Raw genomic sequence first — 25,186 nt, 5'->3', positions numbered from 1 at the left:
AGATCGGGTACGGGCTCCGAGCGGCGAGCAGGTTACCTCAGTAGCCGATCCGTACTCCCGTGATCGCGTGACGGTCCGTCAATCCGCCGGTGGCGGCGGAGAAACCGACCAGGACGTTCTGGGGGAGCGTGAGCGCCACGTCGATGACCTGGGTGCCGTCGACCAGGACGACGAGGCGGCCGGCGGCGGTGACGTAGACGTCGATCACATGGCTGCCCGTACGCAGCGCGGGCACGGCCGTCGAGGTGGCCGCGTACCGCAGGGTGGTGCCCGAGCCGCCGGTCGCGACGCCCACGAAGTTCGACGAGGGCTCCCCGGTGTTGCGGTACGTGTCCAGGGTGACCGCCACTCCGCTCAGGCCGGCGAAGCCGAGGCCACCGCCTCCGCCGCCGAGGGCTCCGGCCGTCGTACGGGAGGCGTCGAGGAGCAGCAGCGCCAGCCCGTCGCCGCCGGTGCCGCCGGAGAGCGTGGCGGTGAAGCGGGCCCTGAGCCGCGCGGAGGGCACGGCGGTGGCCTGGACCGCCGAACCCTTCAGGTACGTCTGGGCCGGGGTCAGGACGAGCGTGGTGCCCGACAGGGCGGCGCTGCCGTTGTACTTCCAGCCGTTGGGGCCGGGCGGCGGGACGGCGTACGAGGCGGCGGTGATCGACGCGCCCCGCACGGCGTGGATGTCGGTCACTCCGCCCGTACCGCCGGTGAAGGCGAGCAGAGCGGCCGGGGGGAGCGAGGCGACCGTGGTCCGCAGCCGCTGGGTGCCGTCGACGGAGACCGTGACGGTCTTGCCGGTGACCGAGACGGAGACCGTGTGAGTGCCCGACCGCAGGTTCGGCACGCTCGACGTCGTCGACGCGTAGGTGAGGGCCGAGCCGCTGCCCCCGGTGGCGATGCCGACGAAGTTCGCGGACGGATCGCCCGGGTTCCGGTACGTGTCGAAGGCGACGGCCACGCCCGGGAGACCGGCGTAGCCGAGACCGCCGCCGACGCCGCCGAGCGCGGAAGGCGTGGTCCTCGCCGGGTCGAGCAGCGAGAACGTGAGGCCGTCGCCGCCGGTGCCGCCGCCGATCACCGTGGTGAAGGAGGCCTTCAGCCCGTCGGTGAGCACGGGCACGGGCCAGACCGCGGAGCCCCGCTGGGAGGTGCTCGCCTGGGTCAGCTGGAGGTCGTTGCCGGAGATCCGCGTGGAGCCGTTCAGCTTCCAGCCGCCCGCGCCGGGCGTGGGGACGGTGACCGTGGTCCCGGTGACACCGGACCCGGTCAGCGTCTCGTTGTGGGGACCGCTCCCGTCGTCGGAGGTCAGCTCGTACGCGGCCGTCGCCGCACCGATGGACGTGGGGGAGAAGGTGACGGCCTGGTGGACCACGTCGTCGGGGCCGAGGACCTGGCCCTCGCTGACCGGATTGGTGACGTGGAAGGGGGCCGCCGGAGGCTTCGCCTTGGTGAGGGTGAGGGGGATGTTTCCGGTGTTGCTGATGTCGAAGGTCTTCGTCACGGACTCGCCGACCTTCACCTGCCCGAAGGCCGTCGAGGTCGGCGTGATGGTGAGCTGCGCCCGCCCGGTCACGGCCGTGCCGCTCAGGGCGACGGACACCGTGCCGTTCGTCCCGGTGACGGCGAGCGTCCCGGTGTCCTGTCCGGCGGCCGTCGGCGCGTACGCCACCTGCACGGTGACGGACTGCCGCGGCGGGACGACCGTGCCGGCCGCGGGCAGGTCGGACGCGGTGAACGGGCCGCCGGGCGGCGAGACGGAGGAGATCGTCTCGCCGGCCGTCCCCGTGTTGGTGAACGTCACGCCGAGCGTCTTCCGCGTCGTCGTGGCCACCGTCCCGAAGTCCAGTGCGGCCGGGGACGCGAGGAGGCCGGGCCTCGTCCCGTACCCGGTGAGGCCCAGCGCGCTGTCGCCCAGATCGGTGGCGAAGGTCAGGGCCGAGGTGTCGGGCCCCGGTGCCGTCGGCGAGAACGACACCCGCACCGCATGGGTCTCGCCCGCCCGCAGCGTCCGGGGCAGACCCGAGGAGGACGCCGAGAACGCGCTGCCCGCCGGCGTGCTCACCCCCGTGATCGTCACGTCCCGGGTCGCCGTGACGGTCGCCGTCACCGTCCCCGTCGCCCCGACCGCGACCTCGCCGGCGTCCACCGGCTCACCCGTCAGCGCGGAGTTGGCGGGACGGCCGAAGGCCATCACGTGCCCGTCCCGCGTCCCCACGTAGACCCGTCCGCCGTCGGTGGCCGGCACCGCGAACTTCGAGGCCACGCCGATCGGCGCCGACCAGCGCAGCCGCAGCGCCCCGTTCACCGGCACGGCGTCGTACGCGCGCAGCTGCCCGTTGGCACCGTTCGCCCCGTCCGACGCGACGGCCCACACCAGCGCCGAACCCGGGTTCGTCCCCGTCGACGTCACCACCGGCGAACCCGAGGTGTAGCCGAACTGCTCCGCGCTGCTGCCCGTGTTGGTGAGCCCCGGGAGGCCCGAGCCGGTGAGACCGTACGCGAACGCCCGCAGCGGCCCCCGGCTGCCGATCGTGTACACGTAGCCGCCCTGCCCGCCGTACACCGCGGGATGCCCCCAGACGCCCTCGTACGGACCGAAGGTGCCGAGCACCTTGTCGGTGCCGCCGGGGCCCTGGCTCCGGCCGCCGAGGTCGTCCCGGTCCAGTAGGAACAGCCGCCCGTCCTTGCCGATCTGCACGAGCAGCCGTGGATGGCCGCTGGTCCCGAAGACCGGCTCCGGGAGGGCCACCGGGCCGCCCGAGCCCAGGTCGGTGTCGTTCAGATCGAGCTGCGGCGCGTCGGACGGGCTGAAGAAGTCCTGTGCCGACATCGTCCCGTCGCTGTTCACCCCGAGCCGGACCACCGACTCCGCCAGCTGGCCCGGCGGCCGGTTGCCCGGGCCCGGCGCGGGGGAGACCCCGTTGCCCGTCGAGAACAGGATCCGGCCCGGACCGTCGGAAACCAGACCGCCCCCGCTCATCCACACGCCCGCCATGCCGTTCGCGGAGGAGTCCTCGGTGGCCCACAGCGTCGTCCTGCGGGTCGAGGTGTTCACCCCCATGACGTAACCGACGTACGGCCCCCGGTCGCAGTGCGAGGCGAACGCCGCGTACACCGACCCGCCCATCAGCAGCAGCCCGGGCCGCTGAGCCGCGGTGTACGGGTTGAACGCCCGGCCCGGGTCGTTCACCGGCGCGCCCGCCACCTTCACGGGCCAGCCCGCCCGCTCGGCGCCCGTCGCCGGGTCGAGGGCGTGCACGTACCAGTTGGGGTGCTGGACGTCCGGGCCGTCGTTCACCTTGGCGGTGAGGTAGACGGCATTGCTCGCCGGGTCGTACACCGGCGTCGACGTGACCCCGATGTTCGGCACCAGGTCCCCGCAGGTGATGGCGGAGGCGGGCCAGGGGGCGCCGAAGTCCTTCGTCCAGCCGATGGCGCCGGTGGCAGCGTCGATCCCGTACACCTTGTTGTTCTCGGTGGCCGCGACCAGGGTGCGCCCCACGACCAGCGGCTGGGCGTAGACCTGGCCGTCGACGGTGGTGGAGAACTGCAGCCCGAAGTCCGAGCTGGACACCTGGTCGGGGGCGAGCCCCGGCTCGTCCCGGTCCCAGCCGGTGCGCAGGTCGTCGTGGGAGATCGTCGTCTGGTCGGCAGCGGCGGCCGGGGCGGCCGGTTGCCGGGGCCCGGCGGGCACGGCCGTCCCGACGGCCGCGCCGCCGAGGAGGCCCGCCGTGAGGGACATCGTCAGAAATCGGGCGATCGCTCTGCGTCGGCCGGCCATCTCTCCCCTTCACGTGGACACACGAGGACGAAGACCGGGACGCTCCGCCGGCCTCATCGTGAACCTGCCATCTGGCGCGGACGTCATCGTGTCGGGTTCCTCACCCCAAATCCACCTGAACGGCGGGGTCCGACGACCTTTCTCGCCGGTCCGTCATGTCCCCGGGCGTTAGCGGAACGTGAGCGAGACGTGAGTGGCACGCGGCAGGCTGGTGCGTGTCGGCAGGCCAGGGAGGGACGACCACCCGCCCGGCACGCCCGCCGACGCGTTCCGAGGAGCGGACCGGAACGAGCACCGAGGCGGGCGCCGTGGCGGCCGTCGTCCTGACGGGTGCCGTCGTGGGGGCGGCACCGGGCAGGACGGGGCGGGGCCGCCGGGAAGGCGGCGTCCGGACCGGCTCTGACCGGTCGGGACCCGGGACGGGCCGTGGGGGCCCGCCCCGGGCCCCGACGTGTCAGGGCCGCCCCGGCGCCCCGGCCGACGGGGCCGGACCGACACCGGCGCGTCCCTGGTGACAGGGCACAGAACGACGACTCCCCCTAATACCAGGAGACATCATGCGACGACGTACCTTCCTCAAGGGCTCGCTGCTGGGCGCGGCGGCCGCCGCCGTCCCGCTCGACACCCTGCTCGCCACGGGCGCCTCGGCGGCCGAACCGGCGCCGGTCACCTCCCTGAGCGCGCTCCAGAGCGCGATCGACCGTGCGGTCCCCGGCGACCGGATCGTCGTCGCCGACGGCACGTACACCGTCCCCTCGGGCGGCGCCATCGACGTCTCCGGGCGCAGCGGCATCACGATCGTCTCGCAGACCCGCGGCGGCGCCGTCCTGCGCGGCGAGCGCAGCTTCGTCCTCGACGGTGCGAGCGCCGTCACCATCAGCGGCTTCGCGCTCCGGCAGAGCGGCACCCTGGAGATCCCGGCCGGCAGCACGGGCATCCGGCTGACCCGCAACGACATCCGGTTCGCGGACGTGGACGGCCTCGACTGGGTCCTCGTGGAGGGCGACGACGCCAAGATCGACCGGAACCACTTCCACGAGCGCACCACCCAGGGCATCTTCCTCGTCGTCGACGGCCCCGGCACGACCGCCGTGGCCCAGCGCCTCCACGTCTTCAAGAACCACTTCTCCGACCACGGCTACACCGGCGCCAACGGCGGCGAGTCGATCCGGCTCGGCGTCAGCAGCAGGGCGCTGTCCACCGCGGACGCGATCGTGGAGTACAACCTGTTCGAGCGGTGTGACGGCGACCCCGAGGCCATCTCGGTGAAGTCCTCCGGCAACACGATCCGGTACAACACGATCCGCGCCAGCCAGGGCGGCATCGTGCTCCGCCACGGCAACGGCTCCACCGTCGAGGGCAACTGGCTCCTCGGCGGCAAGGAGGGCATCCGCCTCTACGGAAACGACCACCTCGTCGTGAACAACCACCTCGCCGGCCTCACCGGCCGGGCCCTGGTCATCGGCAGCGGCACCACGCGCGACCACCACGAGGGCGAGAGCACCGAGGAGCGGCGCGGCAACGACGCCTGCGACCGTGCGGTGATCGTGCACAACACCCTGCGCGGCAACAAGAGTTCCCTCTCGGGCGAGACCCGCACCTACGAGCCGCGTGACGTGGTCGTCGCCGACAACCTCATCGTCGGGGACAGCGGCAGCCTCGTCGCGCTGGGCGCGAACACCGGCTTCATCTGGCAGGGCAACATCCTCTGGGGCGCGGCCTCCGACGGCACCCTCCCCAACGCCGGCTACACCCGCGTCGACCCCCGCCTGACGCAGTCCTCCGACGGCGTCTTCCGCCTCGCGGCGGGCAGTCCGGCGATCGGCGCCGCGACGTTCACCACCGTGTCCGTCCCCGAGGACATCGACGGCCACGCCCGCGGCACGGCGCGCGACATCGGCTCCGACGAGTACTCGACCCTGGCACCGGTCCGCCGCCCGCTCACCCCGACGGACGTGGGCCCGAACGCCTCCTGACCCCTCTCCGGGGCGCGGTGCGCGCCGCACGAAGGCCCCCGTATGATCGCCAAGACCTTGATCGACTTTGCGATTTCTCGGGGGAACGTGCACGTGACCAGGTTGAGGACAGTCGTCGCCGCGGTCGTGCTGATGTCGGCGGCGGCGGGCTGTGGCTCCGGCGAACCGGCGGACGGCACGCGGCAGGCGGACAAGCCCCCGGCGGAGTCCTCCGCCGGGGGCACCGGACGGCCGAAGACCGAGAAGCTCGCCGCCGACCCCGGCACCCGCTACACCACCGTCGTCGTGCCGGCCATGGAAGAGCTCGTCTGCGACGAGGGCGACGGCGGCTTCCACTTCGGCAGCGACCTCGACATGACGGTCACCGGCGACGACGGCCTGAAGGAGATCGAGGACGACGGCGGGGACGTCGCCGACGAGGTGTCCTGCTTCGGCAGCCCGCGCAACGTCCTCCGCAAGGGCACCATGTCCGCCTCGGCGCCCGTCTTCACCGCCAGGACCCACCTGTACGAGAACGTCCCGGACCCGACCGCCTCCCTGAACCGCGTCTTCGACGCGTCCATGAACCTGGCGAAGGACTACGGCCGCAACCTCACCGGTGCCCCGAAGACCGTCACCAGCAGCTCCCTCGTCGTGAGGTGCCGGCAGAACGTCACCGACACCTTCCCCATGACGACCTGTCTCTGGGCGAACTACGGAGCCGTCGGGGTCCTGGACTTCTTCCCCTTCGACGATCAGTACATCCCGATCGACTCGGCCGCCTCGCTCACCCAGGACTTCGTCGCCGGCGCCCTGAAGAAGTAGGGCCCGGCCCGGGCGGTCTCAGGCTTCCCCGAGACCGCCCCGGGCGATGACCTCCGCGTACCAGCGGGCGCTGTCCTTCAGGGTCCGCCGCTGTGTCGCGAAGTCCACGTGGACGATGCCGAACCGCTTGCTGTAGCCGTACGCCCACTCGAAGTTGTCGAGCAGCGACCACAGGAAGTAGCCGCGCACGTCGGCGCCGTCCGCGAGCGCCCGGTGCACCGCCGCCAGATGCGCGTGCAGGTACGCCACCCGTTCCGGGTCCTTCACGTTCCCCGAGGGGTCGGCGTAGTCGTCGTACGCGGCGCCGTTCTCGGTGATGACCAGCGGTACGCCCGGCAGCTCGTCCCGCAGCCGGACCAGGAGCTCGTGCAGTCCGTCCGCGTCCACCGGCCAGTCCATGGCCGTGCGCGGCCCGGGCGCCGGATCGAACCGTACGTGCCGCTCGGCACCCGCCCACGGCGACGGCGACTCGGAGGTGCCGGCCGCGACGACGGCCGGGGAGTAGTAGTTGATGCCCAGCGAGTCGATCGGAGCGGCCGCCGTCGCCAGGTCGCCGTCCTCGACGAACGACCAGTCGGTGACGGCCGCCGTGTCGCGGACCAGGTCCTCGGGAAGCCGTCCGTGGAAGACCGGGTCGAGGAAGATCCGGTTGCCGACGGCGTCGATCCGACGGGCCGCGTCCAGGTCCTCCGGAGCCTGTGAACGAGCCCGTACGGCATGGAGGTTGAGGGTCAGGGACACCTCCGCCGAACCGGGCAGCACGCCGCGCAACGCCCGGGCCGCGAGGCCGTGCGCCAGGTTGAGGTGGTGCGCGGCGCGCAGCGCGGCGAGGTCGCTGCTCCGGCCCGGGGCGTGCACGCCGTTCCCGTAGCCGAGGAAGGCCGCGCACCAGGGCTCGTTGAGCGTGGTCCAGGTGGCGACCCGGTCGCCGAGCACGTCCGCCACGAGGTGCGCGTACTCGGCGAACCGGTACGCGGTCTCCCGGTGCGGCCAGCCGCCGACGGCCTCCAACTCCTGCGGCAGGTCCCAGTGGTAGAGCGTCGCCACCGGCCGGATGCCGGCCTCCAGGAGCGTGTCGGTGAGCCGCCGGTAGAAGTCCAGGCCCTTGCGGACGGCCGGGCCGCGCCCGGTGGGCTGGACCCGAGGCCAGGAGATCGAGAAGCGGTAGTCGGTCACGCCGAGCCGTCGCATCAGGGCGACGTCCTCGTCGGCCCGGTGGTAGTGGTCGGCGGCGATGTCACCGGTGTCGCCGTTGCGCACCTTGCCGGGCGTACGGCTGAAGGTGTCCCAGATGGAGGGGCCGCGGCCGTCCTCGGCCGCTGCCCCCTCGATCTGGTACGCGGCCGTGGCCGTGCCCCAGCGGAAGCCCTCGGGGAAGCGGAGAGGAGCCGTGCGGCCGGAGCGGGTGTCGAGCGCGGTCATGAGGGGGCAACTCCCTGGAGTGAGAGGGGTGGGGGAGGAGGCGGGGGAACGGCGGGCATCAGCCCTTGACCGCGCCCTGCATGATCCCGCCGACGATCTGCCGGCCGAGGAGGCCGAAGACGAGCAGCACCGGCAGGGTGCCCAGCAGGGTGCCCGCCATGATCACGGACTGGTCGTGGACGTAGCCGCCGCCGAGCTGGCGCAGCGCGACCTGGACGGTGGGCTCGGAGGAGGAGAGCGCGACGACGGGCCAGAAGAAGTCGTTCCACGCGGCCATGAAGGTCAGCAGGCCGAGCACGGCCATGCCGGGCCGGGCGATCGGCACCACGATCGACCAGAAGATCCTGGCGGTGGACGCGCCGTCGACCCGGGCCGCCTCGATCAGTTCGTCCGGCAGGGACTGCACCAGGTGCTGCCGCATGAAGAACACCCCGAACGCCGACACCAGGCCGGGCAGGATCACCGACTGGAGCTGGTTCACCCAGCCGAGCTCGGCGATCAGCATGAACAGCGGGATCACCCCCAGCTGCGGCGGGATCATCATGGTGCCCACGGTGACCGCGAGCAGCGCGCCCCGGCCCCGGAAGCGGAGCTTCGCGAAGGCGAAACCGGCGAGCGTGCAGCACAGGACCGTGCCGAGGGTGATCGAGCCGGAGACGAGGAGCGAGTTCAGCAGCGCCTTGCCGATGTCGGCCTCTTCGAGGACCGCCTCGAAGTTCCGCAGCAGGTGCGGACCCGGCAGCAGGGCCGGCGGGACCTTCGCCAGGTCGGCGTTGGAGCGGCTCGCGGCGACGATCGTCCAGTAGAACGGAAAGGCGGAGAACAGCACGGCGACGACGAGGATCGCGTACGCGAGCGGCCCGGCGTGCAGGGTGCGCCCCGCCCGCCGGGTGCCACGCGCGCGTACGGGCGCCGGGGGAGCGGGCTGCGGACCGGTGGACGCGGTCGGCTCAGCGGCCTTCGCCGGGGCGGTGGGCGCGGTCATCGGCCGGCCTCCTTGCGGGAACGGCGGCGCGCGATCAGGGCGTTGAGCCCGACGAGCACCACGATCAGCAGGAACATCACCCAGGCGACGGCGGCGGCCCGCCCCAGGTGGAAGAAGCCCCAGCCCTGCTCGTACATGTAGAGGCCGAGCGTCTGGTACTGGTGCGAGATGCCGCCCGAGACCGAGCCTTCGAGGAGCAGCGGCTCGCCGAACAGCTGGGTCGCGCCGATGGTGGAGACGACGACGGTGAAGAGGATGGTGGGCCGCAGCCCCGGCAGCGTGACGTGGAAGAACTGGCGCCACCGCGAGGCCCCGTCCATGGCGGCCGCCTCGTACAGCTCGTCCGGGACGGACTGCATGCCGGCCAGGTAGATCAGCGCGTTGTAGCCGGTCCAGCGCCAGATGACGACCGTGGACACCGCGATCTGCGAGGCGACCGTGTCGTTCTGCCAGTCGACGGGGTCGACGCCGACGAGGCCGAGCGCGTAGTTGATCAGCCCGAAGTCGCGGCCGAAGAGCTGGGCGAAGACGAGGGTGGCGGCGGCGACCGAGGTCGCGTACGGCAGCAGGACCGCCGTCCGCAGGAAGGTGCGGCCGCGCATCCGGTAGTTCAGCAGGTGCGCGAGCCCGAGGGCCATGAGCAGCTGCGGCACGGTGGAGAGCACGCCGATGGTGAAGGTGTTGCGCAGCGACACCCAGAAGTACTCGTCGCCGAGGAGTGCGGTGTAGTTGCCGAGGCCGCGCCACTCCTTGTCGCCGGGGGCCTGGAGCTCCACCCGGTACAGCGAGACGAAGGCCGTGTAGAGCAGCGGGAAGAGGCCGAACGCGGCGAACAGGGTGAAGAACGGGGCGAGATAGGCGTACGGCGAGACCGTCCGCCAGGCCCGCCGGGCGGCCCCCTGCCGGGCCGGCGGGACGGCGCGCGGCACGGCCGGTGCCTGGGGTGCGGTGAGGGTCACGAGGCGGCCCTTCGATGAGAGGTGGGGGCGGGGGGTACGGGACGGCGCCGGACGGGCATGCGCGGTGGCCCGGGGGCGTGCGCGGTGCCCGGCGGGCATGCGCGGTGGCCTGGCGGCCAGCTCCGCGTCAGCCGATGGTGTTCTCGACGCCCTTCCTGGCGTTGGACCAGGCCTTCTCGGGCGAGGTGCCCTTGCGCTCGACCTCGCTCAGCGCGTTGGTGATCTGCTGTGCGATGTTCTGGTCGTGCACGCCGAGGACCTGGACCGGGGCCGCCTTCGCCGCGTCGCCGAAGATCTTCCCGATCGGGGCGTCGGAGAAGAACGGGTCCTTCGCGCCGGCGACCTTGTCGATCGCGCCGGTGGCGGAGGGGAAGTTGCCCTGCTTCTCGAAGAGCCGGGCCTGCTGCTCGGGCGCGGTGAGCCACTCGATCAGCTCGTACGCCTCCTTCTTGTGCTTCGCCGCCCTGGGCATGGCCAGGTAGGAGCCGCCCCAGTTGCCCGCCCCGCCGGGGAGCGCGGCGACGTCCCACCTGCCCTTGCCGGCCTCACCGGCCTGGCCCTTGATGTATCCGAGCATCCAGGCGGGGCAGGGGATCGTGGCGAAGGAGCCGGCGGCGAAGGCCTGGTTCCACTGCGGGGACCACTGGTCGAGCTTGGCGCTCAGTCCGCCCTGCGCGGCCTCGACGGCGTGGTCCCAGGCGGTGCGCAGAGCGGGGTTGTCCTCCCAGATCAGCTTCCCGGAGGAGTCGTAGTACCGCTCCTTCTCCTGCCCGATCATGATCGAGTACAGGCTGCCGACGCTGTCGATCCACGCGCTCCTGCCGGGAGCCTTCGCCTTGTACCGCTTCCCGAGCTCCAGGTAGCCGTCCCAGGTGGCCCACTTCTTCGCCAGTTCCTCGCGGTCGGTGGGCAGTCCGGCCTGCTCGAACAGGTCCGTCCGGTAGCACAGGGCCTCCGGGCCGACGTCCGTGCCGAGACCGAGGACCTCGCCGCCCTTACCGGTGGCGGCGGCCCACTTGGCCGGGGCGAACCGGTCCTGGAGGGTGTCCGCCCCGTACTTCCTGAGGTCCTCGAAGCGCTCGGCCTGCTGCTGGGTGACGGAGGCGATCCGGCCGACCTCGATGCCCTGCACGTCGGCGAGGCCACCGCCGCCGGCGAGCCGGGTCTGGAGGGACTTCCAGTAGTCGGCCTCGTCCTCGGTGTCCGTCTGCTTGATCGTGATGCCGGGGTGGAGTCTCTCGTACTCCGCGTACAGTCCGGCCTCCTTGTACCCGAAGGAGCCGAACAGGTCCACGGTGATCGTGACCTCGCCCCCGGCGCCGTCCCCGGACGCGCCGTCCGTCGAACTTCCGCAGGCGGCGAGCAGGGCCCCGGTGAGCACGACCGCCCCCAGACGGGCGGCGGTTCTCCTGGCGGCTCGGGCGATGGGCATGGGAAGCCTCCTTGGCTGCGGTGGTCGAGCGAGAGCGGTCGTCGCACACGGACGAGAGCGAGGAGAGGTTCTGAGAGCGCTCTCAAGCCTGCGGGGGGAGCGTGCCCGTGGAGAGGGGTTTCCGTCAAGGCTCGAAGGCGTATCGGACGAGCGAGGGCGTCAACTCCCCGCTGTGTTCAATCTATTGACACGGTCGTTTCGCGGGTCTTACGTTTCCGGCGATCTGAGAGCGCTCTCACCCGCCCCTGTGTCACGTCCCCCATCCGCCGCGACGACATGAGGTGCTCCTTCATGCCAGCCCCCCGCAGCAGGCCGGCCGCAGCGCTGGTCCTGGTCTCCGCCCTCGCCGCCCTGGGACTCGGCCCCGCCGCCGGTCCCGCGGCGGCGGCCACCGTCCCGGTGGGCGCCGGAAGCTACTCCGACACCCGCCCCTCCGGCACCTCCGGCCCCACCACCAACACCGGCACACCGGTCACCCCCAAGGTCACCCCCGCCGCCCAGGGCAAGCCGGTCCCCACCAACGACTGGTGGTCCTCCCTCGCCTTCCAGCGCTACGGGGACAACCCGTACTCCACCCCCATGTACGGCCACCCACTCACCTACCAGGCCGTCGCCGGCGGCCTGGAGATCGGCTACCCCACCAGCCCCGCGATCGTCGGCGACGGACGGCAGTACGAGTTCGCCCACAAGCGCGACCTCACCCTCGGCCTCACCGGCCTCAACTCGCCCGACACCAAGGCCGACGCCTGGTCCGACTGGACCGTCACCCCCTACTGGTCCGACGGCACCCGCACCCTGCGCACCACCATCGGCCACGGCCTGCCCTTCGTGTACGCCAAGGGCAGCGGCGGCGACGCCCGGATCACCACCGCCGAGGCGCCCGCCGTCTTCGCCGACCAGGGCAACGTCCTCGGCATCACCGTCGCGGGCCACCACTACGCCCTCTTCGCGCCCACCGGCACCGACTGGAACGTCTCCGGTACGACCGTCACCGCCGGCCTCGGCGGCAAGGACTACTTCTCCGTCGCCGTCCTGCCCTCCACCGACGCCCTCGCGACCTACCGGAAGTACGCGTACAGCTTCGTCACCGGCTCCACGGTGAACTGGAGCTACGACGCGGGCACCGTCCGCGCCACCTACACCCTCACCACCGAGGCGAAGGAGGGCACCGAACGGGGCACCCTCCAGGCGCTCTACCGGCACCAGTGGCTGCACACCGCCGACCCGCTCACCCCGTACACGTACGTCTCGCCCCGCGGGACCATGAAGGTCCGCGAGTCGGCCTCCTTCACGACCTCCCAGCGGGCCGCCGCCACCCTCCCCGCGCTCCCGGGCGCCGGCGTGGACCCCGCCCGGCTGCGCGGCCACCTGAACGAGGTCGCGAACTCCGCCGACCCCTTCTCCGGCGCCGTCGACACGTACTGGACCGGCAAGGCGCTCGGCAAGCTCGCCCAACTGGTCCCGCTCGCCGACCAGATCGGCGAGGGCGCGATCCGCGACAAGCTCCTCGGCCTGATCAAGAGCCGCCTCCAGGACTGGTTCACGGCCGGCGGCGCCAACGAGTTCTCGTACGACCGGACCTGGAAGACCCTCACCGGCTATCCGGCCTCCTACGGCAGCGACACCGAACTCAACGACCACCACTTCCACTACGGCTACTACGTGTACGCGGCCGCGATCGTCGCCCAGTACGACCCCGCCTGGGCCGCCGACTCCGCGTGGGGCGCCATGGTAGGGACCCTGATCCGGGACACCGCCGACCCCAGCCGCACCGACAGCGCCTTCCCCTTCCTCCGCGGCTTCGACGTCTACGCCGGACACAGCTGGGCCAGCGGCCACCAGGGCTTCGCCGCCGGCAACAACCAGGAGTCGTCCTCCGAGTCGACGAACCTCAGCGCCGCGCTCGTCCTCTGGGGCTCGGCCACCGGCGACACCCGGCTCCGTGACCTCGGCACCTATCTGCTGACGACCGAGGGCGAGGCCGTCGCGCAGTACTGGTTCGACGCCGACCAGCAGGTCTTCCCCGCCGCCTTCCAGCACGACACCGTCGGCATGGTCTGGGGCAGCGGCGCGGCCTACTCCACCTGGTGGACCGCGAACCCGGAGGAGATCCACGGCATCAACGCCCTCCCCGTGACCGGTGGTTCGCTCCAGCTCGGCGGACACAAGGACTCCGTGCGGCGCAACATCGCCGAGATGGAACGCGAGAACGGCGGCCCCGCCGTCGAATGGCGCGACATCCTCTGGGAGTTCCAGTCCCTGGCCGACCCCGGCGCCGCCAAGGCCAAGTGGGACGCGGGCAACGCCGGATACACCCCGGAGGCGGGGGAGTCCAAGGCCCACACCTACCACTGGCTCACGGCGCTCGACACCCTCGGTGCGCCCGACGCGACGGTCACCGGATCCATCCCCACCTCCGCCGTCTTCACCAAGGGCACCACCCGGACCTACGTGGCCCACAACCACGGCACGACCGCCCGCACGGTCACCTTCTCCGACGGCAAGTCCCTCTCCGTACCCGCCCGTTCCACCGCGACCGGCACCGGCACCGGCGGCTCCGACCCGGACCCGGGGCCCTCCACGGGCAACACCTTCCAGCTCCGCACCGGCGGCGCCCTCACCACGGCCACCGGAGCCACGGCGGGCAGCGACACCATCGCCTCGGCGCAGGGCGCCAACCACGACGGCACCCCGTACCGGCCCCTCGTCTACGAGGCCAGGGGGATCAACGGCACGCTCAGGAGCGGAGGTTCGACCGCCTTCCGCCTCCAGGTGGACGCCGGCACGACGGTCGGACTCGGCCAGCAGGCCCGCGTCAGCTACGACCTCACCGGAGACGGCACCTTCGACCGGACGGAGACGTACCAGTACTTCGCGACGGACCCGGTCACCGGCTGGGAGGAGTACGGCCAGTCCCGCGGCCTGAAGTCCGCCACCGGGACACTCGGCGACCTGCGCGGCGGCACCGTCCGGCTGGAGGTCTGGAGCGCGATCGGGAACGGCGACTCACGGCTCCAGACGGGCACGGACCGGTCCGTCCTTGTCATCCCGTACGACTGACCCCCGCGCGAGAGGGCGGCGGGCCCGAGAGCCACTCGGGCCCGCCGCTTTCCCCGTAGGAAGTCAGGCGGAGGCGCGCCGGACCAGCGAGGTCGGGGTGATCACGGAGGCCGGGACCCCGGGCCCCGTCCCGTCGAGCAGTCGCATGAGCAGCTTCACCATCAGCCGGCCCATCCCCTCGATGTCCTGGTGCACGGTGGTGAGGGCCGGAACGGTCCTGTCGACCACCGAGGCCATGTCGTCGAAGCCGACCACCGCCACGTCCTGCGGAACCCGCACCCCGCGCTCCCGCAGGGTCCGCAGCGCCCCCGAGGCCATCAGGTCGTTGGCGACGAACACGCCGTCGACGTCGGGTCGCCGGTCGAGGAGCTCCGCCATCGCGCGGGCCCCGCTCTCCTCCGTGAAGTCGCCCCGCCGGAGCAGCGCGGGATCGGCGTCGAGGAGGACGTCCCGATAGCCGTGGATCCGGTCGATCGCGGACGTCTGGTCGGGGGGACCGGAGATGTGCGCGATGTTCCGCCGGCCGAGCTCCACCAGATGCCGCACCGCCTCCCTGGCGCCACCGCGGTTGTCGCAGTCGACGAAGGGCACGGCCGGGTCGATCCCCGGGGCGGGCCGCCCGCCGAAGACCACCGGGATGCGGGCCCGCTCGATCACGGACGGCAGGGCGTCGTCGCTGTGCAGCGAGAACGCCAGCGCGCCGTCGACGTGCCCCCCGCCGAGGTAGCGCGAGATCCGCTCGTGGTCCCCGGGCCCCTCCACCCACAGGAGCACCAACTGGGAGTCTTGGGCGGTCAGTTCCCTGCTGATTCCGCGCACCTGCTGCTCGAAGAACGGGTCCGAGAAGATCCGGAACTCGGGCTCGGCGATGATCACGGCCACGGCGCCGTTGCGCCGGGTGACCAGGGTGCGGGCCGCGTGGTTCGGCACGTATCCGAGCTCCTCGACGGCCCGGCGCACCTTCTCCACCAGCGGAGCACGCACACCCGCGCCGCCGTTGACGACCCGGGAGGCCGTGGCACGGGAGACTCCGGCGCGGTCGGCGACGGCTTCCAGCGTGGGACGGGGCCCCGTGCTCTGCTCGGGCAAGGCGTGCGCTCCTCTGCTGCGTCGGCTGTGCGGGGCGTGCGGTGGGCGGGTCCGCTGGGTGGCGCGCGGTCCCGCGCGGATCAGGATATCTGTGGCCGCCACTTTTTGAGAGCGCTCCCAGAACCTGCGAAAACCTCGTTGCCCCGTTCCCGGGCCGGTACTAGCGTCGGGGCCTCACGACGTGTAGCTCAGCAGTGGAGCACCGGGCTCGGGACCCGGAGGGCGCGGGGGCGGAACCCGCCACGTCGGCTTATGGACGCACACGCTGACAAGCAGCCGCCGCACATATCGGGTTCCTACGCCGAGGGTCGCCTCGCCAGGGCCTTCGTCACCGCGCTCACCGACGCCGACCCGGCCACCCGGGCCCGTGCCGGGGAACGGGCCCGCGGCTGGCGCCGCGTCCTCGCCGGGACGGCCGCCGGAACACTCCGCATCGGCTCCCGCACACCGGTGGAGGGCCTGCCCGCCTGGGTGACGCTCGAAGTCCTGCACGGCGGCTTCGCCACCGGCGCCCCCAGCGCCGGCGGCCCCCTCCAGCCGTACGAGACGGAGGCCGCACGCAGGGCGGGCGTAGCGGAGGACCGGGAGGCGCTCTTCGCCCACGCCCTCACCGAGGAAGGGCTCACGGAGCTGTGGGCGCTGCTGGACGGCGCCCGCTACGAGATCGCCGTCCCGGAGGAGGCCGCGCTGCTCACCGTGGCCTGGCTGGTACGCGCCGGGGAGGCCGACGCCGCCCTCGAACTCGTCGCCGAACTCCGCCCGTTCGCGGGGCGGCTCCGGTTCACCCCACGCCCCTGTGGCGCCCCGGCACCGCACACGGGCGCCGTGCACCGCCGTACCGTCGCGGACGCCGGCGCCGCGCTGGCTCGCCGCGGCCCGAACCGCGCCGTGGAAGCCCAGCGCGAAGCACTCGGTGTGTGGGGCCCCTTCGCGGACGAACTGCTCCGGCACTGGCTGGAGACGGCGGGTCCCGACCACCGCGTGCTCGGCCACGAACCGGGCGACGACTGGCACGAGCGCGGCGCCGCCCTGCTCGTCCGCTACCGGCGGCTGTCCCGCGAGCACACCCTGTGCGGCGGACACCGCGACCCCAGGAGCAACCTGGGGATCCTGCGCGGAGCACTGGAGGAGGCGACGGCCGGACGCCCGCTCGACGCGCGGCGCGTCGGACTGCTGCGGCACGCCGCCGCCTCCATGGTCCGCAAGCGGGGACTGCCCGGATCGGAGCGGCACACCGCGCTGCGCGGCGCCCAGGCGGCACAGGCCGCGCTGCCCTCCCACCAGGACCTGGCGCACCTCGTGGCCGACCGGCTCGCCGGCCTCCCACAGGACACCGGCGCCGCCGACGTCACCGCGCTCGTCGCCCCGGTGACCGAAGCCGAGCAGCGGCGGTCGGGCCTGCCCGCCGGGTCGCCCGTACCGCCCGCGATCCGCCGCGTGGTCGAGGGAGCACGGAGCGCGCCGCTCGCCACGCTCGTGGAGCTCGGAGTGGTCCCGTCCGCCGAGGTGATGGCCGAACTGGTTCCCCAGCTCGTCGCCGTCGAGACCGCGGCGGTCTACCGGGACGGGCCGCTGCGCGCCCTCATGGCCGCGAACTACCGGGCGTTCCGCAACCGCCGCTCGCTGCTGCTGCTCGACCTGGCACGGCAGGTCGGGCCCGAGGAACTCCCGTGGGTCCGCGCGGTGTCGGCACAGCGCGGCGAGGACGCGCGCGCGGAGCGCTCCGCGCACGCGGCACTGCGGCAGCTCGGCGAGGTGGCCGTGGACGGCTTCCCCGGCACCCTGCTGCCCAACCCCCTCGTCCGCGAACTCGCGGTGCTCGCCCGCCGGTCCGGCCTCGACGCCCCGCTCGTGGAGGAGCTGGCCGCCGACATCTTCATGGGCACCTTCAGCCCGAAGTTCCTGGCGACCGCCGCGGTGGCCGCCGAACTCCTCGGCGGGGGAACGCTCTACGAGCGGTACTACGGCATCGACTACACGGCCGTCCTCGCCCTGGCCGGGCAACGGCCGGGCCGCACGACCGTCCGGACGGCACCAGGATTCGCCGCGCTGTGTCACGAGCGGGCGGGCCGGCCCTCCTCCCACGGCGTGGCCGCCAACGGCATGGTGATCGAGCAGGCGCAGATCCTCACGACGCACAACCTCGCCACCCTCGTCCACCGCGTCGGCATCACCCCCGCCTCGGGATGGGCGGACCTGGCCCGGCGCTGCTTCGCCACGGTGTGCCGTATGACGGGCCGCGCGCACCACGAGCCGCGCCCGCTCGGCACGATCAAGGATGCGGCGTACGCCTGGCGGCAGATGCTCTTCCACCTGTCGCTCTGCAATGACGAGACGGCGGCGGCGGTACTGGCCCGGCTGCCCGACGAGACGGCTCGCCACCCCGCCCATGTGGCCGCCCGCCTGGCACCGGCCCTGGAAGGTCTGCGACTGGTGGCGGAAGGGGGCTCCTTCGCGGCCGACGGCACCGCCGACGCCGGGCGGGCCCGCCGGCTGACCGGTTGGAGCACCACCGGCCACTGGCTGAGCCAGGACCCGGCCCCGCCCGGCCGGAGGTGAGCCGACGTCAGGCCCCTGTCTTCCGAAGGGGGGAAGGGAGCGGGGCCTGACGCAGGTACCGTCCCCTGGGGCTGGGGCTGGGGCTGGGGCTGGGGCTGGGGCTGGGGCCGGAGCCCGGGGCGGTGTCAGTGGGGCGTGCGACGATCCTGGGCATGATCGTCTCGCTGGATGCCCTGCTGCCCACCACCGGTACGCACGTGTCGACCACCTACGTCGACTGGGTCACCGCCCATGACCCGGGCGCGGTCGAGGTCGCGCGCGGCCTGGTCCAGGAGATGGGTGCGGAGGTCAACCGGTCCTGGACGAAGCCCGGCGCCGTCGTCGACGTGATGGCGCGGCGGGCACGACAGCTGCCGCCGGCGCACCTGCCGTGGTTCTGGGACACCGTGGGGCACCGGCTGATCGGGTACGGGAGCCGGCCGGGCGGTCGGGCCTACGCCGCGGCGCGCGCGGCCGAGGCCCAGCACGGGCTCCCGGTGGACCCCGCCTACCGCCGGGCCAACGGACTGCTGTTCGCCGAGGGCGGCGCCATGCCCGCCAAGGAGTTCGGCGCCCACCAGCGATTCCTGGCCGAGACGCTGGAGCCCGCGGCGGCGCACACCGCTCTGGAGGCGTTCCTGACCGCGTGGGCGGCCTCGCCCGCGGATCTGCCGGCGGATCTGGTGCGCCGGGTCCGGGCCTCCGCCAGGACGGCCGACCTCGGGGACGCGGAGGTCGCCCGCATGGTGGGCACGATCCTCTCGGCCACCCGGAAGAAGGCCGTCCCGGACGCCCTCCTGACGGCGGCCGGGCCGATCCTGACGGCCCATCCGCCGACGGACGCGATCGCGGCCGGCCTGCTGGAGGTCTTCCCCGACGGGGTCACCGACGGCGGCGCATGGCTGCGGCTGCTGATCGGCTGCGGTGCGACGGAGGCGATGGAGACCGGACGGGTCGTGCCGGAGGGCGGGCTCCACCACTGGCTCGGCACCTTCGTCCGCATGTACCAGTACGCCCTGCAGTCCGGCGGCGGGGTCGCACGCCGGCCGCTGCCCGCGGAACTCCTCGACCTCATCGGCCGCTTGGGGCCCCGTCTGCGGGCCGAGGGCGTGCCGGTGACGCTGCACACCACCCGTCACCACTACCAGGGCTTCGACGCGGACGTCCTCGACGCCTGCCTGGCGGTCGGGGTCGCGGTCGCCGACCCGGGCCCGGACGTCCGGATGCGCTTCTGGGGCGAGAGGTCCCGGCGCGACCTCGCCGCGCTGGCCGCCGACCCCGTGTTCGGCCCCCGCCTGGAGGGGACCGTACACGCGAACCTCCTGCCGAACTGGTCCATGGCGCGCGGCCGCCGGCCCGGATCGGCCGTGACGCTCCTCCCGGGGAACGAGGGCATCGCCCATGAGGTGGCCGGACGGGTCGGCAAGCTCGTCGACACCGTCGGAGGCGGCGGCATGGCGGGCGCCGAGGAGTCCGTGGCCGAGCTGGAGACCCTCCTCGACCGGCCGACCGTGACGGCGCTCGGCGGTGTCGCCGAGGCCCTCGGCGCGGCGAGCGCGGCGGGCGCCCTGCACCGCTCGCTGGCGGCCGGTCTGCCGGAGGAGCTGGCCTGGCCCGTACTGGAGTCGGTGTACGCGGAGTTCGCCGCCGCGGCCAAGGCCGAAGCCGCGGACGACCCCGACTCCGCCGCGGACTCCGATGCCGACCCCGACTCCGCCGCGGACTCCGATGCCGATGCCGATGCCGACCCCGACGCCGCCGTCGCCGGACCCCTGCCCGGGGTGGCCGGAGTGACCTGCACCTGGCCGGTGCTCACCGTGTTCGGGGCCGACCGGGCGGTGGCCGTCGACCCGGACGGCGTCCGGGGCTCCTGCCGGTTCACGGTGCCGGGGGACGCGACGATGTACGCCGTCCACTACGTCGGCGGGTCCTTCCTCGTGAGCTGGACGGTCAAGCCGAACCCCTACTTCTGCGACACCGCGTACTGGGCGGACCGGCCGGAGGCGCCGTTCACGCCGGACGAGCCGGGCGGTCTGGTGCCGTTCGGCGGGAAGCTCGACGGGGCCTACGGCTTCCAGTTCGAGACCGCCGACGGAGGAGGCCGGCACGGCGGCCTGCGCGCGCTGCGGCCGGGCGGCACCGAGGGCATCGACGGGAACGAGCTGCAGCTCGGGGACGGCTCCCGGATCTGGACCAACGGCGTGTACACGAGGAACCCGTGGGAGCTGGTGGACCCGGTCACCGGAGAGCCGCGGGGCGGCGCCGACGTGCCCGACTTCCCCGGCCGCCCCGCGCGTGCGGACCCGGCGACGGAACCGTCCGAGGCGGGCATGGCCCTGGCCGCCGGGGCGCTCCATCTCGCCCCGCTGCCCGCCGGTCTGACCGACTCCCCGCTCGGCAGCAGGGACGGCCTCGTCGGGACCCGGATCCTGTTCCGTACCCCGCACCGCGACCCCGCGCCCGACCGCTATCTGGTGCAGAGCGTCGACGGGCGCACGGCCCGGTTCGCCATCGACCGGCAGGGGCAGAAGCCCTGGGCGCTGTGGGCGCCGCCGGAGGGCGCCGTGGAGGACGTGGTCCTCGCCGAGGCCGAGACGCGGACGGGCGTACGCGCGTACGCCGCCGACGGCGTCCTGCTGTGGGAGCTGGACGGGCACCACTCGCCCCGGCACCCCCGGGTGAAGCCGGCCCGGCGGGTCACCCCGTCCGGGGGCGTGGCCCTGCCCCCGGCCTTCTGGTACCTGCTCCGGACCCGGGACGCCGCCGGGTCGCGGGCGCTGCGGACCGTGCCCCGGGAGACGGCGGACACGCTGCTCACGGCCGCGTCCGACAGCGCGGCGGCCCTCCGCGGGGCCGTGGCACGGGAGCTGCCGGACGTCACCGATCCCGTCCTGGTCGAAGCCGTCGTCGCGGTGGCCGAGCGGGCCGCCCGGGTGGAGGAGCGGCGGCGCGCCCTGCACCGGCGCGTCACCCTCCTCGCCGAGGCTCCGCCCGTGCGGCTCGGCCGGTCCGCGCCGGACACCGAGCTCGTCCCCGCGCTGTACGGCCTCGTCGACACCGGCGAGCCCGATCGGTGGCGGCGTACCCCCGACGTGGCACTGCCGGCGACGCTGACCGCGCTCGCCGCCGACGGCGCCTGCCTGGCCGGGACCATCGCCGAGGAGGTGCGCCGGCTCTCGCCGCCCGCGCCGCCGCACGACTGGTCGCAGCTCCTCGGCACGATCGACGCCGTCGCCTGGCGGGCGGCGGTGGCCCCGACCCCGGACGCGGAGCGGACCGCCCTCCTCGCGCTCCTGGACATCTGGGCCGACCAGCCGTTCGCCCGCGCCGGCAGCCGCTGGTGGGCGGGGCGGATGTCCGGCCCCGGGTTCGTGAACCACCTGCGCGGGGACGGCACGGCCGTCGCGTCCGCCGGTGTACGGGACGGCGGTGCGGAGTGCTGGTTCGTGGCGCCCGTCGCCGAGAACCCGCACGCGGACCCGGTCCCGGGCGTGGCCCGCGAGGTACGGCACGTGCGCGTGGAGCGGGACGACGCCGCGCGGCTGCGCGCCCTCGTGGCGGCCGTCGACACCCACGGGCCGGTCCAGGTGCCGGAGTCGGCGGCAGCGCGCTTCGCCGAACTGACGGGCGTACGACGGTCCGTGGCCCGGCTCGTCGTCGCCGGGCTCGTCGGCCGGGCCGACCGGGAGGAGGACCGGGCCCTGGTGCGCAAGGCCCCCTACGAGGCGACCGCGCTGACGGCCGAGTCGTACGAACGGCTGCGTACCCGGCTCGACGGCGCGGGCCGGAGGGCCGTCCTGGCCGCCGCCCTGCCCGACGACCCGACCGAGCTGTGGCGGCCGGGCGGCGTCGAGGCGGCCGTGGAGCGGATGGCCGGCGTGTGGCGGGAACTCCTCGGGGCCCGGCCCGCCGTGGACGACGAAACGGCCGACGCACTGGAGGCCGACCTCGGTCTCGCCGATGTGTGGGCCCGGCGCCTCGCCGGGGGCTACGACGCCGCCGAGGACGCCACCGTGCCCGCGGCCGGCTGGGAGCTGGCGGCGACCCGGCAGGGCAGGGGCGTGGAGGTCAGGGCCGTACCGCCGGCCGGGGCCGAGCTGCCCTGCCGCACCCCGGTGGGGCTCGCGCTGACGGAGATCGCGAGTGCCCTCGTGTGGGCGTGGACGGACCGGCCCGTCGGCGATCCGGCGCTGGCCGGGGCGCCCGCCCTGTACGAGCGGCTGCGCGCCGAGCTGGACCGCCCGGAGCTGCTGCTCGAACTCCCCGAGTACTGCGTGAAGGACACGGCGGAGCGGATCGCCGAGCGGTTCGGTCCCCGGCGGCTGCCGGTGGCCGCACACCCGGAGAACCGGGCCGATCCGGTGACCGCGTACGACTCCGGACCGCTGGTGGTGTGCGCCCCCTACGGCACCGCCTTCCTGCGCCCCGCCGCCGTCACCGACCCCGGGACATGGCGGGAGGTCCGCGAGGTGACCGACCTCGCCGAGGACCCCGACCGGGTGGCACCGCTCCTCGCCGACGGGGGGCTCGCGCGGATGATGAGCCGCGCCCTGTCCGGAGCCGTACCGGCCGGCGGGTACGAGGCCGATCCGCGCCTGTCCTGTCCGGAGCTCGTCGCCCGGGTGGCGGCGAGGCTCGGCGTGGGCGGGGACGCGGCGGCCCTGTACCTCCAGCTGGCGACCCTCGCCGCGCCCACCGACCGGAACGTACGCCGGTGGAACGGCTGGTCGACCAAGCGGCACACGGAGGTCCGGGCGGAACTCCTCGCCACCGGTGCTGTCCTGGAGGCCAAGCGGGCACGCGCCGGCCGGACCCTGTTCCTGCCCGGCGACTGGACCGAGCTCAAGGCTCCGCACCTGCCGCTGGAAACCGTGAAGCTGACGACCCACCTGGTGCGGCCGATGTGGGACAAGTGGATCCGCTCCCCGTTCGTCCGGGTGCTGCCGACGGCTCCCCTGCACGAGATGTTCGAGGAGGCCTGGGAGCGGATCTCCGACTCAGGTCACTAGGGGGTGTCCTGCCCCCTGACGGATCCCGGCGGCAGAATGTGGCGGACGGACGATGCACCGCCCCCCGACGGCCTGTCGTCGGGGGCGCGCAGTCGGAACGACGACGCCGCCCCGCCCACCGCAGGGGTGGACGGGGCGGCGTCGCGGAAGGGTTCGCCGGTCAGCCGGCGGCGGCTCCGAGCCGGACCTCCTGGTCGGCGTCCGCCCGGGGCGCCAGCGTCTTCTGCGCGAGGAGGCCGAAGACGATCCCGAAGACCGCCCACAGCACCGCCTGGACGGCCAGGGAGGCGAGCCTGAACTCCCAGAGCAGCCCGGCCGGGAAGCCCGTGGCGACGGCGTCCTCGTTGTCCGGCAGGACGGCGAAGGCGACCGCCGTCACGACGACGAAGCCGGCGCCGGCCGCCAGGGTGGCGTTCCAGTTCCCCAGGCGCGGCGCGAGCCGCCGCCCGGCGATCAGGGCGGCGATCCCGAGCAGCACGCTGAGCAGGATCATCAGGAAGAACAGGGTGGTGCGCTTCCCGATGGTGTCCGGATTGCCGACGGCCGGAGGGGTTGCCGGGTACTTGAGGAACGGCACCAGGTAGACGGTGGTGAACGCGGCGGCGGCCGTGAGCGCCGCCGTCGCCCGGGGGCTGAAGCGGCCGACGCGGCCCAGCGCGAAGGAGAACGCCAGGGACGCGATGCCGCCGAGCGCCACGCCGTAGACGAGGACGCCGGTGGCGAGGCCGAAGGTCGACTGGGCGGAGCGGCTGATCCCCTCCTCCTCTTCCCCGGCGGCCTCCACGGCGACGGTGTCACCGCCGTGGCCCGCATGGGACCCGTGGCCGGCCGGGGCTTCCCCGGCGGCCTTGGCCTCCTCCCCGGCGGCCTTGGCCTCCTCCCCGGCGGCCTTGGCCTCCTCCACGGCGATCGCGCCGTTCACGGGGGGCTCGCCCACCGCATAGGCCACGGCGAAGGCGAACAGCCCCGCGATCAGGCCCGCGAGCATGCCGCGGACCAGCAGGGATCGGACGGTTGAGGCGTGCATGTGCCGGTCGCCCCTCAGTGGCAGGGGAAGCCGAGCAGGTGGCGTCCGTCGTGCACCCACTCGTGCACGTCGGTGCCGGCGATCAGCGAGGTGGCGCCCTGCTCGGCGCCGACGAAGTACAGCGCGATCAGCGCGAGGAGCCCGACGAAGAAGGCCCAGGGGAGCACCGCGCGCACGGGCAGCGGAGCCGGTACGGCGACGGAAGGGGCGGAAACGGCAGCGGAGACGACGGCCTCGGCCATGATGGAACCTCCTGTTGGGAACTCGCGTCCCAGACGGTGGTGCAGGACGACGGTCCACGGGTCTGACTCGCCGTGACGTCACCCTGGGGGCGCCGCGGCTCACAGTGGCGCGACCGTGCCGGATTCTCACCGGGCTTCCGTCTCGCCGTCGTCACGCTGTTCAAATGTCGCCTGACCGTACCGCGCGGGGGAGCCGCCGCCAAGGGTGTGAGGCCTGGATCACCTTCGTACGCCTCCGGGTAGAGTCCCGCGCACCACTCCGGCCACCACGGCCCCGCCCGTCGCAAAGGATCCCGATGACAGTCCGGTTGACGCTGATCTCGCCCGCGACGGGCGAAGCGCTCCGCGAGGTGCGGTTCGACGACGACGGCCCCCTCGACCCGGCGGGCATCGCCCGCGCCGAGGCCGTCGCCTCCGCCGTCGACCCGTCCCCGCGCGCGTACGCCTCCCCGTCCCGGCGCTGCCGTGGCACGGCGCAGGCACTGGGCCTGCGCGCGGAGCCCCTCCACGAACTCGCCGGCTGCGCCATGGGCCGATGGCGCGGGCAGACCCTGGAGGCCGTGGCCGCCGCCGAGGAGGCCGGGGTCGCCGCCTGGCTGTCCGACCCGGCGGCCGCCCCGCACGGCGGGGAGTCCCTGCGCGAGCTGCGCGTCCGTGTCGGCGCCTGGCTCGACGGCCTCAAGGAGGGCTCCGGCCGCGTCACCGCCGTCGCCGAACCGGACGTGATCCGCGCCGCGATGGTCCACGCCCTCGCGGCCTCGGACGCGACGGCCTGGCGCCTGGACGTCCGCCCCCTGACCGCCGTCCACCTCAGCGGCCGTGCCGGGCGCTGGAACCTGCGCCCGGGCGAGCCGCTCGTAGCGCGACGGTAGAC

General features: G+C 73.8%; 14 protein-coding genes, 1 tRNA gene and 1 riboswitch. Of the genes, 7 read left to right on the top strand and 8 right to left on the bottom strand.

Annotation, left to right across the window (positions count from 1 at the left end; translation table 11 throughout):
- Nucleotides 1-37 precede the first annotated feature (37 nt).
- A complete protein-coding gene (locus BLW86_RS02705) occupies nt 38-3,730 on the bottom strand; it encodes a choice-of-anchor D domain-containing protein (RefSeq protein ID WP_143060212.1) in 3,693 nt (1,230 codons plus the stop codon).
- Nucleotides 3,731-4,326: 596 nt separating this feature from the next.
- Here BLW86_RS02705 and BLW86_RS02700 point away from each other — a divergent pair.
- Both BLW86_RS02700 and BLW86_RS02695 read left to right on the top strand, forming a co-directional pair.
- Nucleotides 4,327-5,745 carry a polysaccharide lyase 6 family protein gene (locus BLW86_RS02700; RefSeq protein ID WP_093872508.1) on the top strand — a complete coding sequence of 473 codons (1,419 nt, stop codon included), beginning with the start codon at nt 4,327-4,329 and terminating at the stop codon, nt 5,743-5,745.
- Between the two features lie 93 nt (nt 5,746-5,838).
- Nucleotides 5,839-6,549 (top strand): hypothetical protein, encoded by a 711-nt coding sequence (locus BLW86_RS02695; protein WP_143060211.1) that lies wholly within the window; start codon nt 5,839-5,841, stop codon nt 6,547-6,549.
- An 18-nt stretch (nt 6,550-6,567) separates the two neighbouring features.
- Here BLW86_RS02695 and BLW86_RS02690 read toward each other — a convergent pair whose 3' ends face one another.
- From BLW86_RS02690 to BLW86_RS02675, 4 genes are all read right to left on the bottom strand, one after another.
- Nucleotides 6,568-7,971 carry a GH1 family beta-glucosidase gene (locus BLW86_RS02690; RefSeq protein ID WP_093872506.1) on the bottom strand — a complete coding sequence of 468 codons (1,404 nt, stop codon included), beginning with the start codon at nt 7,969-7,971 and terminating at the stop codon, nt 6,568-6,570.
- 58 nt (nt 7,972-8,029) lie between these two features.
- Entirely contained in the window at nt 8,030-8,956 is a 927-nt protein-coding gene (locus tag BLW86_RS02685) for a carbohydrate ABC transporter permease (RefSeq protein ID WP_093872505.1), read from the bottom strand.
- Nucleotides 8,953-9,915 carry a carbohydrate ABC transporter permease gene (locus BLW86_RS02680; protein ID WP_093872504.1) on the bottom strand — a complete coding sequence of 321 codons (963 nt, stop codon included), beginning with the start codon at nt 9,913-9,915 and terminating at the stop codon, nt 8,953-8,955. The genes BLW86_RS02685 and BLW86_RS02680 overlap by 4 nt, the downstream gene beginning before the upstream one ends.
- Before the next feature lie 127 nt (nt 9,916-10,042).
- A complete protein-coding gene (locus tag BLW86_RS02675; RefSeq protein ID WP_093872503.1) occupies nt 10,043-11,347 on the bottom strand; it encodes an ABC transporter substrate-binding protein in 1,305 nt (434 codons plus the stop codon).
- Nucleotides 11,348-11,638: 291 nt separating this feature from the next.
- Here BLW86_RS02675 and BLW86_RS02670 point away from each other — a divergent pair, with 291 nt between their 5' ends.
- Nucleotides 11,639-14,407, top strand: coding sequence for a glycosyl hydrolase (locus tag BLW86_RS02670; protein ID WP_093872502.1), 2,769 nt, complete (start codon nt 11,639-11,641; stop codon nt 14,405-14,407).
- Between the two features lie 63 nt (nt 14,408-14,470).
- On the opposite strand, the gene BLW86_RS02665 is transcribed toward BLW86_RS02670, so the two are convergent.
- On the bottom strand, nt 14,471-15,496 hold the full coding sequence (locus BLW86_RS02665; protein ID WP_093872501.1) for a LacI family DNA-binding transcriptional regulator: 1,026 nt from the start codon (nt 15,494-15,496) through the stop codon (nt 14,471-14,473).
- 177 nt (nt 15,497-15,673) lie between these two features.
- Between BLW86_RS02665 and BLW86_RS02660 the strand changes: the two genes are divergently transcribed.
- The 3 genes from BLW86_RS02660 (at nt 15,674) to BLW86_RS41840 (ending at nt 23,043) form a co-directional block, all read left to right on the top strand.
- A tRNA-Pro gene (locus BLW86_RS02660) sits at nt 15,674-15,745 on the top strand.
- Between the two features lie 3 nt (nt 15,746-15,748).
- Nucleotides 15,749-18,055, top strand: coding sequence for a hypothetical protein (locus BLW86_RS02655; RefSeq protein ID WP_093872500.1), 2,307 nt, complete (start codon nt 15,749-15,751; stop codon nt 18,053-18,055).
- 152 nt (nt 18,056-18,207) lie between these two features.
- On the top strand, nt 18,208-23,043 hold the full coding sequence (locus BLW86_RS41840; protein ID WP_093872499.1) for a hypothetical protein: 4,836 nt from the start codon (nt 18,208-18,210) through the stop codon (nt 23,041-23,043).
- A gap of 160 nt (nt 23,044-23,203) precedes the next feature.
- On the opposite strand, the gene BLW86_RS02645 is transcribed toward BLW86_RS41840, so the two are convergent.
- Nucleotides 23,204-24,070: a CbtA family protein gene (locus BLW86_RS02645; protein ID WP_093872498.1), complete on the bottom strand. Its 867-nt coding sequence runs from the start codon at nt 24,068-24,070 to the stop codon at nt 23,204-23,206.
- A 14-nt stretch (nt 24,071-24,084) separates the two neighbouring features.
- Nucleotides 24,085-24,312 (bottom strand): CbtB domain-containing protein, encoded by a 228-nt coding sequence (locus BLW86_RS02640; RefSeq protein ID WP_093872497.1) that lies wholly within the window; start codon nt 24,310-24,312, stop codon nt 24,085-24,087.
- A gap of 60 nt (nt 24,313-24,372) precedes the next feature.
- Nucleotides 24,373-24,451, bottom strand: a riboswitch (cobalamin riboswitch).
- A gap of 157 nt (nt 24,452-24,608) precedes the next feature.
- On the opposite strand from BLW86_RS02640, the gene BLW86_RS02635 reads away from it, so the two are divergent.
- Nucleotides 24,609-25,184 (top strand): histidine phosphatase family protein, encoded by a 576-nt coding sequence (locus BLW86_RS02635; RefSeq protein WP_093872496.1) that lies wholly within the window; start codon nt 24,609-24,611, stop codon nt 25,182-25,184.
- Nucleotides 25,185-25,186: the final 2 nt, after the last annotated feature.

It is taken from the genome of Streptomyces sp. TLI_105, from assembly GCF_900105415.1.
Lineage (GTDB): Bacteria > Actinomycetota > Actinomycetes > Streptomycetales > Streptomycetaceae > Streptomyces.
This window is presented reverse-complemented; position numbering and strand designations above follow the sequence as displayed.

Excerpts from the sequence above, each read along its gene's own strand:
- BLW86_RS02705 (WP_143060212.1), bottom strand. The coding sequence starts at position 3,730 with ATGTCCCTCACGGCGGGCCTCCTCGGCGGCGCGGCCGTCGGGACGGCC.
- BLW86_RS02700 (WP_093872508.1), top strand. The coding sequence starts at position 4,327 with ATGCGACGACGTACCTTCCTCAAGGGCTCGCTGCTGGGCGCGGCGGCC.
- BLW86_RS02690 (WP_093872506.1), bottom strand. The coding sequence starts at position 7,971 with ATGACCGCGCTCGACACCCGCTCCGGCCGCACGGCTCCTCTCCGCTTC.
- BLW86_RS02685 (WP_093872505.1), bottom strand. The coding sequence starts at position 8,956 with ATGACCGCGCCCACCGCCCCGGCGAAGGCCGCTGAGCCGACCGCGTCC.
- BLW86_RS02675 (WP_093872503.1), bottom strand. The coding sequence starts at position 11,347 with ATGCCCATCGCCCGAGCCGCCAGGAGAACCGCCGCCCGTCTGGGGGCG.
- BLW86_RS02670 (WP_093872502.1), top strand. The coding sequence starts at position 11,639 with ATGCCAGCCCCCCGCAGCAGGCCGGCCGCAGCGCTGGTCCTGGTCTCC.
- BLW86_RS02655 (WP_093872500.1), top strand. The coding sequence starts at position 15,749 with ATGGACGCACACGCTGACAAGCAGCCGCCGCACATATCGGGTTCCTAC.
- BLW86_RS41840 (WP_093872499.1), top strand. The coding sequence starts at position 18,208 with ATGATCGTCTCGCTGGATGCCCTGCTGCCCACCACCGGTACGCACGTG.
- BLW86_RS02645 (WP_093872498.1), bottom strand. The coding sequence starts at position 24,070 with ATGCACGCCTCAACCGTCCGATCCCTGCTGGTCCGCGGCATGCTCGCG.
- BLW86_RS02640 (WP_093872497.1), bottom strand. The coding sequence starts at position 24,312 with ATGGCCGAGGCCGTCGTCTCCGCTGCCGTTTCCGCCCCTTCCGTCGCC.
- BLW86_RS02635 (WP_093872496.1), top strand. The coding sequence starts at position 24,609 with ATGACAGTCCGGTTGACGCTGATCTCGCCCGCGACGGGCGAAGCGCTC.